This is a genomic window from Cupriavidus sp. H19C3, from assembly GCF_049393815.1.
GTDB lineage: Bacteria > Pseudomonadota > Gammaproteobacteria > Burkholderiales > Burkholderiaceae > Cupriavidus.
Map to the genome: position 1 here is coordinate 1,012,971 of NZ_CP184985.1, position 15,506 is coordinate 1,028,476.

Annotated in this window: 13 protein-coding genes; 8 read left to right on the forward strand and 5 right to left on the reverse strand. The window is 66.8% G+C overall.

Going from position 1 to position 15,506, the window contains the following annotated elements; all coding sequences use genetic code 11:
- Positions 1 to 95: 95 nt before the first annotated feature.
- Together DFLDMN_RS04575 and DFLDMN_RS04580 are read right to left on the reverse strand one after the other, a co-directional pair.
- Complete coding sequence (locus tag DFLDMN_RS04575; RefSeq protein WP_423197308.1) at positions 96 to 3,206, reverse strand: efflux RND transporter permease subunit; 3,111 nt, start codon at positions 3,204 to 3,206, stop codon at positions 96 to 98.
- A 14-nt stretch (positions 3,207 to 3,220) separates the two neighbouring features.
- A complete protein-coding gene (locus DFLDMN_RS04580) occupies positions 3,221 to 4,402 on the reverse strand; it encodes an efflux RND transporter periplasmic adaptor subunit (RefSeq protein WP_423197309.1) in 1,182 nt (393 codons plus the stop codon).
- Positions 4,403 to 5,041: 639 nt separating this feature from the next.
- Between DFLDMN_RS04580 and hpnD the strand changes: the two genes are divergently transcribed.
- Together hpnD and DFLDMN_RS04590 are read left to right on the forward strand one after the other, a co-directional pair.
- Positions 5,042 to 5,884 carry a presqualene diphosphate synthase HpnD gene (gene hpnD / locus DFLDMN_RS04585; RefSeq protein ID WP_423197310.1) on the forward strand — a complete coding sequence of 281 codons (843 nt, stop codon included), beginning with the start codon at positions 5,042 to 5,044 and terminating at the stop codon, positions 5,882 to 5,884.
- A gap of 81 nt (positions 5,885 to 5,965) precedes the next feature.
- Positions 5,966 to 7,240, forward strand: a complete 1,275-nt coding sequence (locus DFLDMN_RS04590) for a Zn-dependent hydrolase (RefSeq protein WP_423197311.1) — start codon at positions 5,966 to 5,968, stop codon at positions 7,238 to 7,240.
- Positions 7,241 to 7,280: 40 nt separating this feature from the next.
- Here the strand turns inward: DFLDMN_RS04590 and DFLDMN_RS04595 are convergent, their stop codons facing one another.
- Positions 7,281 to 7,655, reverse strand: coding sequence for a hypothetical protein (locus tag DFLDMN_RS04595; protein ID WP_423197312.1), 375 nt, complete (start codon positions 7,653 to 7,655; stop codon positions 7,281 to 7,283).
- A gap of 395 nt (positions 7,656 to 8,050) precedes the next feature.
- Between DFLDMN_RS04595 and ompR the strand changes: the two genes are divergently transcribed.
- The 6 genes from ompR (at position 8,051) to DFLDMN_RS04625 (ending at position 14,049) form a co-directional block, all read left to right on the forward strand.
- Entirely contained in the window at positions 8,051 to 8,773 is a 723-nt protein-coding gene (gene ompR, locus DFLDMN_RS04600) for a two-component system response regulator OmpR (RefSeq protein ID WP_006576352.1), read from the forward strand.
- 24 nt (positions 8,774 to 8,797) lie between these two features.
- A complete protein-coding gene (locus tag DFLDMN_RS04605; RefSeq protein ID WP_423197313.1) occupies positions 8,798 to 10,147 on the forward strand; it encodes an ATP-binding protein in 1,350 nt (449 codons plus the stop codon).
- A gap of 177 nt (positions 10,148 to 10,324) precedes the next feature.
- A complete protein-coding gene (locus DFLDMN_RS04610; RefSeq protein ID WP_423197314.1) occupies positions 10,325 to 11,620 on the forward strand; it encodes an MFS transporter in 1,296 nt (431 codons plus the stop codon).
- Between the two features lie 383 nt (positions 11,621 to 12,003).
- A complete protein-coding gene (locus tag DFLDMN_RS04615; RefSeq protein WP_423197315.1) occupies positions 12,004 to 12,552 on the forward strand; it encodes a peroxiredoxin in 549 nt (182 codons plus the stop codon).
- Between the two features lie 129 nt (positions 12,553 to 12,681).
- Entirely contained in the window at positions 12,682 to 13,203 is a 522-nt protein-coding gene (locus DFLDMN_RS04620; protein ID WP_423197316.1) for a carboxymuconolactone decarboxylase family protein, read from the forward strand.
- 261 nt (positions 13,204 to 13,464) lie between these two features.
- Positions 13,465 to 14,049 (forward strand): GNAT family N-acetyltransferase, encoded by a 585-nt coding sequence (locus DFLDMN_RS04625; protein WP_423198315.1) that lies wholly within the window; start codon positions 13,465 to 13,467, stop codon positions 14,047 to 14,049.
- 102 nt (positions 14,050 to 14,151) lie between these two features.
- On the opposite strand, the gene ispF is transcribed toward DFLDMN_RS04625, so the two are convergent.
- The gene (gene ispF, locus DFLDMN_RS04630) at positions 14,152 to 14,658 is read right to left on the reverse strand and encodes a 2-C-methyl-D-erythritol 2,4-cyclodiphosphate synthase (RefSeq protein WP_423197317.1); all 507 of its coding nucleotides are present in this window, start codon (positions 14,656 to 14,658) and stop codon (positions 14,152 to 14,154) included.
- 64 nt (positions 14,659 to 14,722) lie between these two features.
- The gene (ispD, locus tag DFLDMN_RS04635; protein WP_423197318.1) at positions 14,723 to 15,457 is read right to left on the reverse strand and encodes a 2-C-methyl-D-erythritol 4-phosphate cytidylyltransferase; all 735 of its coding nucleotides are present in this window, start codon (positions 15,455 to 15,457) and stop codon (positions 14,723 to 14,725) included.
- Between the last annotated feature and the right edge of the window lie 49 nt (positions 15,458 to 15,506).

Sequence of the window (15,506 nt, forward strand, 5' to 3'; positions counted from 1 at the left end):
TGGCGCAAGCCGGCTGAATCGCCGGCGGCCGGGGCGGCCGGGGCGGTCCGACCACCGCCCGGCCGCATCTGGCGCATCGCGCGCCGTCGCGATGCTTAACCCGCCATCACCCCCGCATGCGCCTCCGGCCGGCGCACGCGGAACCACGCGGCGTACAGTGCCGGCAGGAACAGCAGCGTCAGCACCGTGGCGATGATCAGGCCGCCCATGATGGCAGCCGCCATCGGGCCCCAGAACAGCGAGCGCGACAGCGGAATCATCGCCAGCACGGCCGCCGCCGCGGTCAGGATGATCGGGCGGAAGCGACGCACCGCCGATTCGACGATCGCATCCCATGGCGCCGCACCGGCGGCGATATCCTGCTCGATCTGGTCGACCAGGATCACCGAGTTGCGGATGATCATGCCCAGCAGCGCGGTAATCCCGAGCTGCGCCACAAACCCCATCGGCGCGCGCAGCAGCAACAGCGTAGCGGCCGCGCCGATCAGCCCGAGCGGGCCGGTCAGGAACACCATCACCGCGCGCGAGAAGCTGTGCAGTTGCAGCATCAGCAGCGTAAAGATCAGGAAAATGCACAGCGGCAGCTGCGCGGCGATCGACTTGCCAGCCTTGCCGCTTTCCTCTTCCGCGCCCGCGATCGTGATCAGGTAGCCCGGCGGCAGGTCCGCACGCAGCTTGTCGAGCTTCGGATTGATCTGCGCGGTCACGGTCGGCCCCTGAATGCCTTCCACCACGTCGGCCTGCACGGTCACGCCGAAGTCGCGATTCTCGCGCCACACCACGCCCGGCTCGGAGCGCAGCGTCACCCGCGCAATCTGCGTCAGCGGCACCACGCGCCCGCTATTGGTCGGCACCAGCGCGTTGGTCAGGTCGGACATCGCGTCGCGCTCGTTCTTCGGCGCGCGCATGACGATATCGATCAGCTTGTCCGCATCGCGATACTGCCCCACCGGCACGCCGGTCAGCACGGTCTGCGTGACGCGCGCAATCGCGTTGGTGGTCACGCCAAGCGCCCGCGCCTTGTCCTGGTCGATCTCCAGACGCAGCATCTTGACGTTTTCGTTCCAGTTGTCGTTCACGCCCACCGTGTTCGGATTGGCGTTCATGATCGCCTTGACCTGATCCGCCACCTTGCGCACGGTGGTGGCATCGGGGCCGATCACGCGAAATTGCACGGGATAAGCCACCGGCGGCCCGTTCGGCAGCAGCTTGACGCGCCCGCGCAGTTGCGGAAAGTCCGTGGCCAGCACCTGGACGATCCGTGCGCGCAGCGCGTCGCGGGTCTCGGTGCTGGTAGGCATGACGATTACCTGCGCCACGTTACTTTGCGGAAAGATCTGGTCCAGCGGCAGATAGAAGCGCGGGGCACCGGTGCCGACGAACGTAGTCAGGCTGTGCACGTCGCGGTCGCGCTGCATGATGCGCTCGAAACGGCTGGCCTCGGCCTCCATGTGCGCAAAGCTGGTACCTTCGGGCATCCATAGCTCGACCATCAGCTCGGGCCGGCTGGAGTCTGGAAAGAACTGCTTCTCGACAAACTGGAAAGCAAAGATGCCGAGCGCGAAGGCGGCCAGCGTAATGGCGATCACGGTCTTGCGCCATTGCACGCATCCGTCCACCAGCCGGCGGAAGCGCGCATAGAACGGCGTGTCGAACACCTCGTGATGGCCGCTGCCGGCCGGTCGCGTCTTGAGCAGCAGATAGCCGAGATAGGGCGTGAAATAGACCGCCGCGAACCACGACAGCACCAGCGCCAGCGCCGTTACCGCAAAGATCGCGAAGGTGTATTCGCCCACCGTCGAGCGCGCCAGCCCCACCGGCAGGAAGCCCGCGGCGGTAATCAGCGTGCCGGTCAGCATTGGCATCGCGGTGGAGGTGTAGGCAAAGGTCGCCGCCTCCATCTTCGAGAAGCCCTCCTCGAGCTTGCGCACCATCATCTCGACCGCGATGATCGCGTCGTCGACGAGCAGGCCGAGCGCGACGATCAGTGCGCCCAGCGAGATCTTGTGCAGCCCGATGCCAAAGATGTCCATGAACAGGAACGTCACGGCCAGCACCAGCGGAATCGTCAGCGCCACTACCAGGCCAGGCCGCACATCGAGCCGCAGCGGCCTGGTATGCAGGCCCAGCGAGACAAAGCTGACGCCGAGCACGATCACCACCGCCTCGATCAGCACATGCACGAACTCGCCCACCGAGCGCTTGACCGCCTCCGGCTGGTCCTGCACCTGGTCGATCTCGATCCCCACCGGCAACTGCCCGCGCAGGCCGCTCATCACGCGGCGCAGTTCCTTGCCGAGCGCGATGATATCGCCGCCCTTCTCCATCGAGATGCCGAGCCCGATCACATCCTTGCCGTTGAAGCGCATGCGCGTGGACGGCGGATCGATATAGCCGCGATATACATGGGCGATGTCGCCGAGCCGGATATTGGCGATGCCATTGGGCCCGCGCAGCACGAGGTTCTCCAGGTCCTGCACATCGGCGAACTGGCCGGTCAGGCGCACCTGCAGGTTGTCGGTCGGCGTCACCAGCACGCCGCTGCCGGTCGGGTTGTTCTGCTCGGTGATCTGGTTGGCGATGGCGTTGATATCGAGGCCGAGCTGCGCAAAGCGAGCCTGGTTGAACTCGATATAGACCTTCTCGTCCTGCAGGCCCAGCAGCGTCACCTTGGCCACCGCGGGCACGCGCAGCAGCGCCTGCCGCACGAGGTCGGCGTATTCGCGCAGTTCCTTGTAGCTGAAGCCATCGGCGGACAGCGCGTAGATCGAGCCATAGACATCGCCGAACTCGTCGTTGAAGTACGGCCCGCGCACGCCCTGTGGCAGCGTCTGCACGATATCGCCGATCTTCTTGCGCACCGTGTACCAGATCTGCGCGGTATCCCTGGCCGGCGAGTTGTCGGCGAGCTGGAAGATCACCGTGGTCTCGCCGGGCTTTGAGAAGCTGCGGATCTTGTCGGCGTAAGGCACCTCCTGCAGCTGGCGCTCGATCTTGTCGGTGACCTGCACCGCCATCTGCTCGGCGGTGGCGCCCGGCCAGAACGCCTGCACCACCATCACGCGGAACGTGAACGGCGGATCCTCGTCCTGCCCCAGCTGGAAGAAGGCCAGCAGGCCGCCGAGCAGCAGCACCACCAGCAGGTAACGCGTGAGCGGCTGGTGCTCCAGCGCCCAGCGTGACAGGTTGAAGCGGGAATGGTCCATGCGGATGTCCCCGCTCAGCCCTGGCGCGCGGCAGCCACGGCACGCGCCGGACCTTGCGGCGGATCGCCCGGGCTGCCCTGGCTACCCTGGCTGCCGGCCTCGCGCGCGGGCGCCCCGGCCGGCGGCGGCAGGGTCGGGCTGATGCGCTGCATCGGCTTGACCTTCTGCCCGTCCTTGAGCAGGTGCACCCCGGCCGTGACGATGGTCTGGCCCGGTGCCAGCCCTTCCCGGATCACGATGTCGTTGCCGAGCGGCTCGCCGAGCGTGACCGGTACCGGCCGCACCGTCCCCGTGCCGCCCTGGCCGGGCTGGTAGACCCATACCTGGTTACGGCCCTGGTCCTGCAGCAGCGCGGTCAGCGGCACGCGAATGGCGGCGTTCTCGGCCGTGCGCACGAAGGTCACCACGGCGGTCATGCCGATACGCAGGTCGGCAGGGGGATTGGGCACCGAGACGCGGGTGGGATAGGTACGCGTGACCGGGTCGGCGGCCGCCGAAATCTCGCGCACACGGCCCGGCAGCTTGCGATCCGGCTCGGCCCAGGTATGGATCGTCACGTCGCCCACGGCACGCAGCATGTTCACCTGGTCTTCGGGCAGGCCGATCGCCACTTCCTTCTCGGCCGTCTGCGCCACGCGCACCACCGGCTGGCCCGGTGTGACCACCTGCCCGACTTCGGCGTCGATGGCGGTCACCACGCCATCGGCGTCGGCCGTCAGCACGGCATAGCCGGTCTGGTTGGACTGGTTGCGCAGGCTGGCCTCGGCCTGTTCCAGGCGCGAGGCGGCGGCATCGTAGTTGGCCTGGCGGCGATGCTGCTCGGCCGCGCTGATAAAGCCCTTGTTGAACAGTTCGTGGTAGCGCCTGAGGTCCGACGCGGCGAGATCGCGGTCCGTACGCGCGGCGTCGTAGGCCGCGCGCGCCCCGGTCTCGGCGAGGGCCAGATCGGTCGGGTCCAGCCGCGCGAGCGGCTGCCCCTTGCGCACGGTGGCGCCCACGTCGACCACGCGCGCCGCGATCTTGCCGCCCACGCGAAAGCCGAGGCGGGATTCCACGCGCGGCCGTATCTCGCCCGAGAATTCGAAGGCGGTGCGGCCCGCGGCCGGGTGCAACTGCATCAGGCGTACCGGCCGGACCGCTTCCGCGGGCGGCGTAGACTGGCCGCAGCCGGTCACTGCCAGGGCCGTTGCAAGCATCGTTGCCGCCACCACCGCCATACGGCCGGCGTGGCGCCCGCCCCTGCCTCGCGCGGCGGACGGCATGCCGCCCGTCAACGCGCGCGGGCGCGCGTCGCGCGGCGCCGCGCAGGCGGGTATCTCCACATCGGCGGCCGCAATTTCCGGCCCGGAACAAGGCACTTGCATTGTTGGATAGTCGTCGTTGTCTGAACGGAAAGCACAGCGGCGGCCGTAGTGGGGTAGCGGAACCGACATTGCACTGTCGCGCCGCCTGGTCATCTGGCACCTGATCATGTCGCACCTGATCATGTGGCACCTGATATGTGGCATCCCGATCATGCGGTAACCCGGTGGTGGCTGGCGGCAGTAAATAACTGGCCGGTCAGTAATATAACGACCTCGCCCCGGGTGCGTCAAACGCCAGTGCGCGCCGACGCGGCCAAACGCATGCTGGAGCGACGGGGTGGCTGGAGTGGCGATCCGGAGGCGCCCCCGGCACGGGGCGGCAGCCCCCGCACGGTCCCCGGCGCTATCTGGTCCTCCGCCTGGCACGCACGGTGGCAGGTTCTGTGGCACGATTCCCCTACCATTTGCGGCGCCGCCGCATTGCTGCGGTTAGAATGCTCGCCCGCAGCCCCCACACATCCCGAGGCCGGCGTGACGCCCGATCAGTATTGTCAAGACAAAGCCGCCCAGAGCGGCTCCAGCCTGTATTACAGCTTCCTGTTCCTGCCCCAGGAGCAACGCCGCGCGATCACCGCGCTGCATGCCTGGCGGCGCGAGCTCGACGATCTCGTCGACGACAGCCATGACGCGGGCGTGGCCCACCAGCGCCTGCACTGGTGGCGCGCCGAGGTGGGCCGCCTGTTCGACGATCATCCCGACCGCCCGGTCTCGCACCCGGTCACGCAGGCATTGCTGCGTCATCGCGACCGGCTGCACGCCGACGAGATGGCGCAGGTCCTCGACGGCATGGAGATGGACCTCAACCAGTCGCGCTACCTCGACGAGCCCGCGCTGGAGCGCTACTGCCAGGGCGCAGGCAAGGCCTTCGGCCGGCTCAATGCGCGCATCCTCGGCTTTACCGACCCGCGCACCCTGACCTTCGCCGAAAAGCTGTGGCTGTCGCTGTTGCGGGTCAGCATCATCCGCGATGTCGGCGAGGATGCGCGCCGCGGCCGCATCTACATTCCCGTCGATACCTTGCAGCGTTTCCAGGTGCCGGCGGCGGACATCCTGCAGTCGCGGCATTCCGAACGCTTTGTCGCGCTGATGGCCGAGCAGGCCGAGCGCGCCCGCACGCTGCGGCGCGAGGCCCGCGACCTGCTGCCGCGCGCCGACCGGCGCGCCCAGCGGGCCACCATCGTGCTGTGCGCGATTTCGCACGCGCTGCTCGACGAGATCGAGGCCAGCGCGTTCCAGGTGCTGCACCAGCGCATCGCCCTGACACCGATGCGCAAGCTGTGGATCGCATGGAAGACATGGCTGCGCAACGGCTGATGCCGTTGCCGGCATGACCGTTGCACTCCCCAGCCCCTGCCCGACGGGGCAGACGGCTCCCTTTTTCGATTACCGCCCATCATGACTCCGACGCTCGGCCAGACCATCCTCGACCACGCCAACACGCTGGCCCGCTTCTCCGACATGGAAGACGGGCTGACCTGCGCCTATCTGACGCCCGCGCATCGCGCCACGCAGGCACAACTCGCGCAGTGGATGGAAGCGGCCGGCATGACCGTCCGCATCGATGCCATCGGCAACGTGATCGGGCGCTACGCGGCAGACCCGGCCACCGAGGCGCCCAGGGTGCTGATGACCGGCTCGCATTTCGATACGGTGCGCGACGGCGGCCGCTATGACGGGCGACTCGGCATTCTGCTGCCGATCGCCGTGGTCGGCGCGCTCCATGCGGCCGGGATTCGTCTGCCCTACCACTTCGAGGTGGTCGGCTTTGCGGAGGAGGAAGGGCTGCGCTTCAAGACCAGCTTTCTGGCCAGCAGCGTGCTGGCCGGACACTTCGACGCGGCCTTGCTCGACCGTGTCGATGCCGATGGCGTGACCATGCGCGAGGCGCTGGCGGCGGCCGGCTTTGCTGACGGTGGTGGCGAGGCGGCTGACGGGCTGGCGGCGCTGCGCGCGGCGGCGGTGGACCCCGCCACGCTGGCCGGTTTTGTCGAAGTGCATATCGAGCAGGGTCCGGTGCTGCTCAACGGCGGCCTGCCGCTGGGCATCGTCACGCAGATCGCGGGCAGCAGCCGCTTCCAGGTGCGCGTGGAAGGCCTGGCCAGCCACGCGGGTACCACGCCGATGCACATGCGGCGCGACGCCGCCGCCGGCGCGGCCGAGATGATCCTGCTGGTGGAGTCGCGCTGCGCGCAGGTACCGACCCTGGTCGGCACGGTCGGCCAGTTGCAGGTGCCGAACGGCTCCAGCAACGTGATTCCGGGCGCGTGCATGTTCTCGATGGATATCCGCGCCGGTGAAGACGGCATTCGCGAAGCCGCCATCGCCGATATTCTTGCCGGCATCGAGGCCATCGCGCAGCGGCGCAGACTGGTGGCGCGCGTGGACCGCGTGACGCCGGTCAATAACGCGCCGTGCGCGCGCTGGCTGATGGACCAGTTCGGGGCGGTACTCAGGAAACGTGGCCTCGACGCGTTCGAGCTGCCGTCCGGCGCCGGGCACGATGCGATGATGATGCACCGGATTACCGATGTGGCCATGCTGTTCGTGCGCTGCGGCAATGGCGGCATCAGCCACAATCCGCTGGAGACGATCACGGTGGAGGACGCCCAGCTGGCGGCGGAAGTCCTGGTGGACTTCCTGCGCCACTTCCGGCCACGCGGGCAAGACTGACGTAACGCGATGGGCGGAGGGTGGGCCGCCTTGCGGCCGGCTAGCCGCCCTCGTACATTTCGCGGCTGAGGTCCAACAGGTTCTTGCGCAGCGCCTTGCGCTCGTCGGGCGACAGCCGCGGATTGCCGCCGCCCGGACCCTGCCGGGTGGCGCGCTCGGCCATATCGCGTTCGTTGCGGTAGCGGTCGGGGCGCCCCCGGGTCTCGCGCGGGTCCGGACGGTCGCGGCCGGGCGGGACGGCCCGGCCATCGGAGGCGGGGCCGCGATGGTGAAGCAGGTTGGCCATGCCGGCCGACTGGGCCTCGGCGGCCTGCGGCATGAGTGCGCAGGCCATGACCAGTCCGGCAATCGCTGCCACCCGTGCGCGCCTGGCGCGACGCAGGGTTTGCCCGTGCCGGTTTTGCTTCACTTTCATTGGATAATGTCGATTTTGGCTTTGGCTGCCAGCCGTCCGCGTCGATGCGCCCGCCGATGCGCCAGTCGAGGTACCTGTCAACGCGCGGGTGCGTCGGCGCGTAGTGTGTCAACACATGGGTGTCAACACATGGGTGTCGACACATGGGTGTCGGCGCATGGGTGTCGACGCATAAGTGTCAACGCATGGGTGTCGACACGTGGGCGTCAGCACCCGGCGATGCGTCGACCGTTTACCGTTCAAACGGTACCGCCGTCATCGGAAATGGCTGCCACAGAAAAACAGTGGGGCGAGTGTAAATGCAGTGTGGGTGCACGCAGCCATACCACCGGGTAAAGTATGTAACGTTTTGTTAAGCCATTTTGAGCAAAACCGATAGTCGCTAAGATACCGCCATGGAAAATACGAGCCACAAGATTCTCGTCGTGGATGACGACCCGCGCTTGCGCGACCTGCTGCGCCGCTATCTTGGCGAGCAGGGCTTTACCGTGCTGGTCGCGGAGAATGCCACCGCCATGAACAAGCTCTGGCTGCGTGAGCGTTTCGATCTGCTGGTGCTCGATCTCATGATGCCCGGCGAGGATGGCCTGTCGATCTGCCGCCGCCTGCGCGGCGCCAACGATCAGACCCCCATCATCATGCTGACCGCCAAGGGCGAGGACGTGGACCGTATCGTCGGCCTGGAAATGGGCGCCGACGACTACCTGCCCAAACCCTTCAACCCGCGCGAGCTGATCGCCCGCATCCATGCGGTGCTGCGCCGCAAGGGCCCGGCCGAAGTACCCGGCGCGCCATCTGAAACACCCGAGACGTTCGCATTTGGCGACTTCGTGCTGAACCTGGCCACCCGGACCCTGACCAAGAACGACGAGGAAATCACGCTCACCACGGGCGAATTCTCGGTGCTCAAGGTCTTCGCCCGCCATCCGCGCCAGCCGCTGTCGCGCGAAAAGCTCATGGAAATGGCACGCGGCCGCGAATACGAAGTGTTCGACCGCAGCCTCGACGTGCAGATCTCGCGCCTGCGCAAGCTGATCGAGCCGGATCCGGGCAATCCCAGGTTTATCCAGACGGTCTGGGGTCTCGGCTACGTCTTCATCCCCGATGGCGTGAAGTAATACGGTCCGTCCACAGTCTGCATCGTGGCGACCGCTCTCGGCCGTACCGCAACGCGGTTCTTCGGTTCGCTGTTCTGGCGAACCTTCATGCTGATCGCCCTTTTGCTGGCGATCTCGCTGGGCATCTGGTTCCAGAGCTACCGGCTGTTCGAACGCGCCCCGCGCGCCCAGCAGATCGCCATGCAGGTAGTGAGCGTGGTCAAGCTCACGCGCGCCGCGCTGCTGTATTCCGATCCGGCGCGGCGCCGCTTCCTGCTGCTCGATCTCGTGCAGAACGAGGGCATCAAGGTCTATCCACGCGAGAAGGACGACGACTTCGCGGTGCCCACCGCCAACCCCTTCCTGACCCAGCTGGTGCAGCAGGAGATCCGCGGGCGGCTCGGCGAAGACACCGTGATCGCGACCACCGTCAACGATATTCCGGGCGTGTGGGTCAGCTTCGAGATCGAGGGCGACGACTACTGGGTGGCCATCAGCCCCGAGCGCTTCGAGCGCGTGCCGGGCATCCAGTGGTTATGGTGGAGTATCGCCGCGCTGCTGCTGTCGATCTTCGGCGCGGCGTTCATTACGGCGCGCGTCAACTACCCGCTCAAGCGGCTTGCCAACGCGGCGCGGCAGATCGGCGCCGGCGGCGATCCGCCGCCGCTCAACGAACACGGCGCGAGCGAAGTGGCCCAGGCCAACCACAGCTTTAACCAGATGGTGCGCGACCTGCGTCAGCTCGACGACGATCGCGTGGTCATGCTGGCCGGCATTTCGCACGATCTGCGCACGCCGCTTACGCGTCTGCGGCTTGAGACCGAGCTGTCGCCGGTCGATAACGCCACGCGCGAGGCGATGATCGCGGATATCGAGCAGATGGACGCGATCATCGGCCAGTTCCTCAACTACGCGCGGCCCGCGCAGGAGATGGTGGAACCAGTGGACCTGTCCGCGCTCGTGCAGGATGCGGTGGGCGTCTACGCCGCACACGACGACGTGCGCGTGCATGTGCGCGCCAGCGGGCCGGTGATGGCGGTGGCCAACCGCATGGAAGTGCAGCGCATCCTGGACAACCTTGTCGAGAATGCGCGCCGCTATGCCAAGGACGACGACACCGGCATGGCGGTGGTGGAGATCACCACGCGCGCCGAGGACAAGGAGGCCGTACTCACGGTGGCCGACCATGGCCCCGGCGTGCCCGAGGCTCAGCTGTCGCTGCTCACGCGGCCGTTCTATCGGCTGGATAGCGCGCGCAGCGAGGCCAAGGGCGCGGGGCTCGGCATGTCCATCGTCAACCGCATTCTCCAGCGCAATGGCGGCCGGCTGGTGCTCGCCAATCGTTCCAACTCGGGCACCGGCCTGGTGGTGAGCGCGTTCTTCCGGCGCGCCTGAGCCGCGCGCCCGTCACCACCGCCTACTGCGCGGCGCGATCGTCACGCTGACAGGTTTTCGACAGCTACTGATATCCAATTGAAAGCCCGTTGACAGGGGAATGACAGCGTCGCGGCGCACACTGGCCGGCATCACAACATGCTGCCGGACTCCACCGGTGGCGTCCGAGAGACAGCCATGTCCAGCTCCACCTCCCCCGCCGCCCAGCACGGATTCCGCACGGTGTTCCGCGTCGTCAGCGGCAATTTCCTCGAAATGTACGACTTCATGGTGTACGGCTTCTATGCCGCCGCCATTGCCCGCACGTTCTTTCCGAGCGGCAACGACTTCGCGTCGCTGATGCTCTCGCTTGCCACCTTCGGCGCGGGCTTCCTGATGCGACCGCTCGGCGCCATCGTGCTTGGCGCGTATATCGACCGCCATGGCCGCCGCAAGGGCCTGATTCTCACGTTGATCATGATGGCGATCGGCACGCTGCTGATCGCGCTGGTCCCCGGCTACGCCTCGATCGGCGTGGCGGCGCCGCTGCTGGTGCTGGCCGGCCGTCTGCTGCAGGGCTTCTCCGCCGGCGTCGAGCTCGGCGGCGTCTCGGTCTATCTGTCCGAGATCGCCACGCCCGGCAGGAAGGGCTTCTATGTGGCGTGGCAATCGGCCAGCCAGCAGGTGGCGGTGATCTTTGCCGGCCTGCTCGGCGTGGTCCTGCACGCCACGCTCGCACCCGCGGAGATGGACGCCTGGGGCTGGCGCGTGCCGTTCCTGATCGGCTGCCTGATCGTGCCGTTCCTGTTCATCATCCGTCGTTCGCTCGAGGAAACCGAGGCCTTCCGCGCCCGTCGCCATCGTCCGGCCGTGCGCGAGATCTATCGCTCGATGCTCGACAACTGGCGCATCATCGTCGCCGGCTGCCTGATGGTGGTGATGACGACCGTGTCGTTCTACATGATCACCGCCTATACGCCGACCTTCGGCAAGACCGTGCTCAAGCTCGACGAAGTGGACAACCTGGTCGTGACGATGTGCGTCGGCCTGTCCAACTTCATCTGGCTGCCGGTCATGGGCGCGCTCTCCGATCGCGTCGGCCGCAAGCCGCTGCTGGTCGTCTTTACCGTGCTGACGCTGCTTACCGCCTATCCCGCGGTATCGTGGCTGGTGGCGGAACCATCGTTCGGCCGCCTGCTCGCGGTGGAACTGTGGCTGTCGTTCCTGTACGGCAGCTATAACGGCGCGATGGTGGTGGCGCTGACCGAAGTGATGCCGCCCGCGGTGCGCACGGCCGGCTTCTCGCTCGCGTACAGCCTGGCCACGGCGCTGTTCGGCGGCTTCACCCCGGCCATCTCGACCTACCTGATCCACAGCACCGGCAACAAGGCCGCGCCGGGCCTGTGGCTGATGTTTGCCGCCGCATGCGGCCTGGTGGCGACGCTGGTGATCTTCCGCACGCGCCGGCAGGCCGAGGCCTTGCAGGCGGCCTGAGCGCACTCAGCGCCCGCCGAGGTCTTGCCCGCCGCCTCCACCCGCCCGCACGCCCGGCTTGCCTGCCGCCGGCGCGCGGGCGTGGCATACTGTCCGTTCCTGCCCCTGCCGTGATGGCGTGACATCGTCGTGACGGCTGCCCATGACAGCACCTATCGGGCCGTTTGAGATTATCAATTGGCCCGGCACGATGCTGTTGCGCATAATTGATCCTTGTTGCAAATCGCGGGCAACGCGCCCGGTGCACCCGCTGCTTGGGATGCATGGGATGGGCGTGGCCGTTGAGGCCGTGCCTGTGTGTTGTCCCTGTGTAATCTGTGTGTCGTCCGTGTGTCGTCCGCGATTTGCCTGTCTCTCTTCAACCGCATCTCAGGAGAAGTCTTATGAAGACCGTTGGTGACAAGATCGAAGCCTTCCACGTCGTTGGTGTCAAGCCTGGTTTCAACAACCACGAAGAAAACGGCCAATCGGCTTTCGAAGACATCACCGAAAAGTCGTTCGAAGGCAAGTGGAAGATCATTTACTTCTACCCGAAGGACTTCACCTTCGTGTGCCCGACCGAAATCGTGGCCTTCGCCAAGCTGAACGGCGATTTCGCCGACCGCGACGCGATCGTGCTGGGCGGCTCGACCGACAACGAATTCGTGAAGCTGGCATGGCGCCGCGAACACAAGGACCTGAACAAGCTGGACCAGTGGCAATTCGCCGACGTGACCGGCTCGCTGGTCGACCAGCTGGGCGTGCGTGACCAGGCTGCCGGCGTTGCGCTGCGCGCGACCTTTATCGTCGATCCGGACAACGTGATCCAGCACGTGTCGGTGAACAACCTGAACGTCGGCCGTAGCCCGGACGAAGTCCTGCGTATCCTCGACGGTCTGCAAACGGACGAACTGTGCCCGTGCAACCGTGCCGTGGGCGGCGCAACGCTGTAATTGCCGTAGCCTGGATGCCGCGGGCAGAACTGCCGCGGCCAGGTCAGCGCGCGTTGGAGGCTTTGCCTCCGCGCGCGCCGAAGCCCGCTCGATGCGGGTTTTTTGAGCCCTTTTCGATAGGAGAAATAAATGGAATTTCTCGGTACGATTAAGAACCTGATCCCCGATTACGCCAAGGACATCCGCCTGAACCTCGACGGCACCATCGCGCGCTCGTCGCTGGAAGGCAACGACGCCGTGGGCGTGGCGCTGGCCGCAGCGTTTGCCGCGCAAAGCCGCGTGATCGTCGACGCCATTCGCAATGCGAACGTGCTGTCGCCCGAGGAAACCAATGCCGCCCTGACCGCCGCCGCGCTGATGGGCATGAACAACGTCTGGTATCCGTATATCGAGATGGCGGACGATCCCGACCTGGCGAGCCAGCCGGCCGGCCTGCGCATGAATGCGTACGCCACCCATGGTGGTGTGGACAAGCGCCGCTTCGAGATGTACGCGCTGGCCGCGTCGATCGTCGGCAAGTGCCACTTCTGCGTGAAGTCGCACTACCAGCTGCTCAAGAATGAACAGGGCATGACGGCGCAACAGTTGCGCGACGTCGGTCGCATTGCCGCGGTGATCGGCGCCGCTGCCAACGTGATTGCCGCGCAATGAACGTCAATGCCACCGCGCGGCGTGAGGTCGCGGGCGGCAGCATGCGGACCGTGATGCCGCCGCGGAATTTGCAGGACACGCGACAGACCCTGCGGCACACCGAGCCTTAAGCAACACGCGCGCCCTGGCGCGCGTTTGCATTTGGCACGCGACATGCGAACGTATCCGCTGTTGTGTCACGACCAAGGCAGGGTTCGCCACCGCTGCATTTGTGTGTCGATGGGCCTACAATCCACCCATGACTGCAACTTCATCGTCACCATGAGCACCCTGCCGTCACATACCTCGCCCCGCTTTCGCTATCGCCTGGCGGCGGCGCACGACTGGGGCGACATTGCCGCGGTCACACAGCAGGCCTATGGCCAGTACGAGCTGGAGATCATGGAAGATTGCCGCGCGTCCTTCCAGCGCGGCATGCAATCCGTACTCGCCGCCAAGGACAATCCCGACATGGAATGGTGGGTCGCCGAAAGCGACCACGGCATCAGCGGCGCCGTGCTGTTCTGCCATCCGGGCGCCACGCTGCCTGCCCTCGACGGCAGCACCATCACGCTGACGCAGCCCGAGGCGCGGCTGTTGTCGGTGGGGCCGCAGGCGCGCGGCCTTGGCCTCGGTCATACGCTGATGCAGATCTGCATCCAGCGTGCTCGCGATATCGGCGCCAGCACGCTGGTGGTCCGCACCATGCCGGAAATGGATGCGGCCAAACGGCTGTGCGAGCATATGGGCTTTACCAAACGCACCGAAGCTGGCGCGCGTACCGGCGCCATGGCGCGGCTGGTCGACTACACCTACGCGATCGGGCCCGAGGACAATCCGGCGCCGTCGCCAGCGCCGGGCCTGTAAGCGCGGTCCAGCGCGGCGCCGTCCCCGCGCGGGCCTGCCGACAGTACCCGCCGACAGTACCCGCCGACAATCCCCGCCGTCAGTCCCGCATCGGTCGCCACCTCAGTCCTGCGCGTCTCCGCCGCGCCGCCAGATCAGCACGGCGGCCTGTGCCACGATGCCTTCCTGCTTGCCCTCGAAGCCCAGCTTCTCGTTGGTCTTGGCCTTGACGTTGCAACGCGTGACGTCGATGCCGAGATCCTCGGCGAGGTTCTTCACCATGCCGGCGATATGCGGCGCGAGCTTCGGTTGCTGCGCGATCACGGTGGCGTCGACATTGCCGATCTCGTAGCCGGCCGCGCGCACGCGCAACGCGCATTCGCGCAGCAGCAGGCGGCTGTCCGCGCCCTTGAAATCGGGATCGGTATCGGGAAAATGACGGCCGATATCGCCCAGTCCGGCGGCGCCGAACAGCGCGTCGGTCACGGCGTGCAGCAACGCGTCGGCATCGGAATGGCCGAGCAGCCCGCGATCATGGGGAATGTCCACGCCGCCGAGAATCAGCTTGCGGCCCGGCACGAGCGCGTGGACGTCATAACCCTGACCGACGCGGATATCGAATGGATTCAATGCGACTCCTTGTTTGAATCGTGCGTGATTGTCCGTGTGCAACGCGCCGCCGCGCGTCCGGACGTTACTGGCGCGCCGCGGTCAACAGCACCTCGGCGAGCGCGAAGTCTTCGGGATACGTCACCTTGAAATTGCGCAGCGAGCCGTTGACGAGGCGCGGATGCAGGCCGAGCCGTTCGATCGCGCTGGCTTCGTCGGTGACCACGGCGCCGGCTGCCATTGCGTCCTGCAGCGCCTGGCGCAGGACCCCGACGCGGAACATCTGCGGCGTCTGCGCCTGCCACAGGCCCTCGCGCGACACCGTGGCACCGATGCGCGTGCCGGCCTCCGCGCGCTTGAGCGTATCGGGCACCGGCACCGCCAGGATGCCGCCGATGGCAGCGTCCGGATCGTCGTCGCCATCGGCCTCCACCGCGCGCACCAGCGTATGGATCATGGCGGGCGTCAGCCCGGGCCGCGCGGCATCGTGCACAAGTACCCAGTCGCTGTCGGTGGCGCCCACCTGGGCCAGGTGATGCAGCCCGGCCAGCACCGAGGCATGACGGCTGTCGCCGCCCACGAAGGCGGTATCGAAGCGCAGGCCGGCAAACATGGCCGCGCCGAAGCGCGATTCCAGCGGCATGTCGTCGGGCGCCAGCACCAGCGCGGTGGCGGCGATCGCATCGCAGGCGGAAAACGCCGCCAGCGCATGCCAGATCATCGGGCGGCCGGCCACGGTCTGGTATTGCTTGGGCACGCTGCCGCCGGCGCGGCTGCCGGTACCGGCACAGGGAATCAGGGCAAAGCGACGATCGGGCACGGCGGCAGCACCAGGGCGGGAAACGTTATGGGAATGTCTGTCAAGACCG

Coding starts and splice junctions, on each gene's coding strand:
- DFLDMN_RS04575 (WP_423197308.1), bottom strand. CDS start 3,206: ATGGACCATTCCCGCTTCAACCTGTCACGCTGGGCGCTGGAGCACCAG.
- DFLDMN_RS04580 (WP_423197309.1), bottom strand. CDS start 4,402: ATGCTTGCAACGGCCCTGGCAGTGACCGGCTGCGGCCAGTCTACGCCG.
- DFLDMN_RS04590 (WP_423197311.1), top strand. CDS start 5,966: ATGACTCCGACGCTCGGCCAGACCATCCTCGACCACGCCAACACGCTG.
- DFLDMN_RS04595 (WP_423197312.1), bottom strand. CDS start 7,655: ATGAAAGTGAAGCAAAACCGGCACGGGCAAACCCTGCGTCGCGCCAGG.
- ompR (WP_006576352.1), top strand. CDS start 8,051: ATGGAAAATACGAGCCACAAGATTCTCGTCGTGGATGACGACCCGCGC.
- DFLDMN_RS04610 (WP_423197314.1), top strand. CDS start 10,325: ATGTCCAGCTCCACCTCCCCCGCCGCCCAGCACGGATTCCGCACGGTG.
- DFLDMN_RS04615 (WP_423197315.1), top strand. CDS start 12,004: ATGAAGACCGTTGGTGACAAGATCGAAGCCTTCCACGTCGTTGGTGTC.
- DFLDMN_RS04620 (WP_423197316.1), top strand. CDS start 12,682: ATGGAATTTCTCGGTACGATTAAGAACCTGATCCCCGATTACGCCAAG.
- DFLDMN_RS04625 (WP_423198315.1), top strand. CDS start 13,465: ATGAGCACCCTGCCGTCACATACCTCGCCCCGCTTTCGCTATCGCCTG.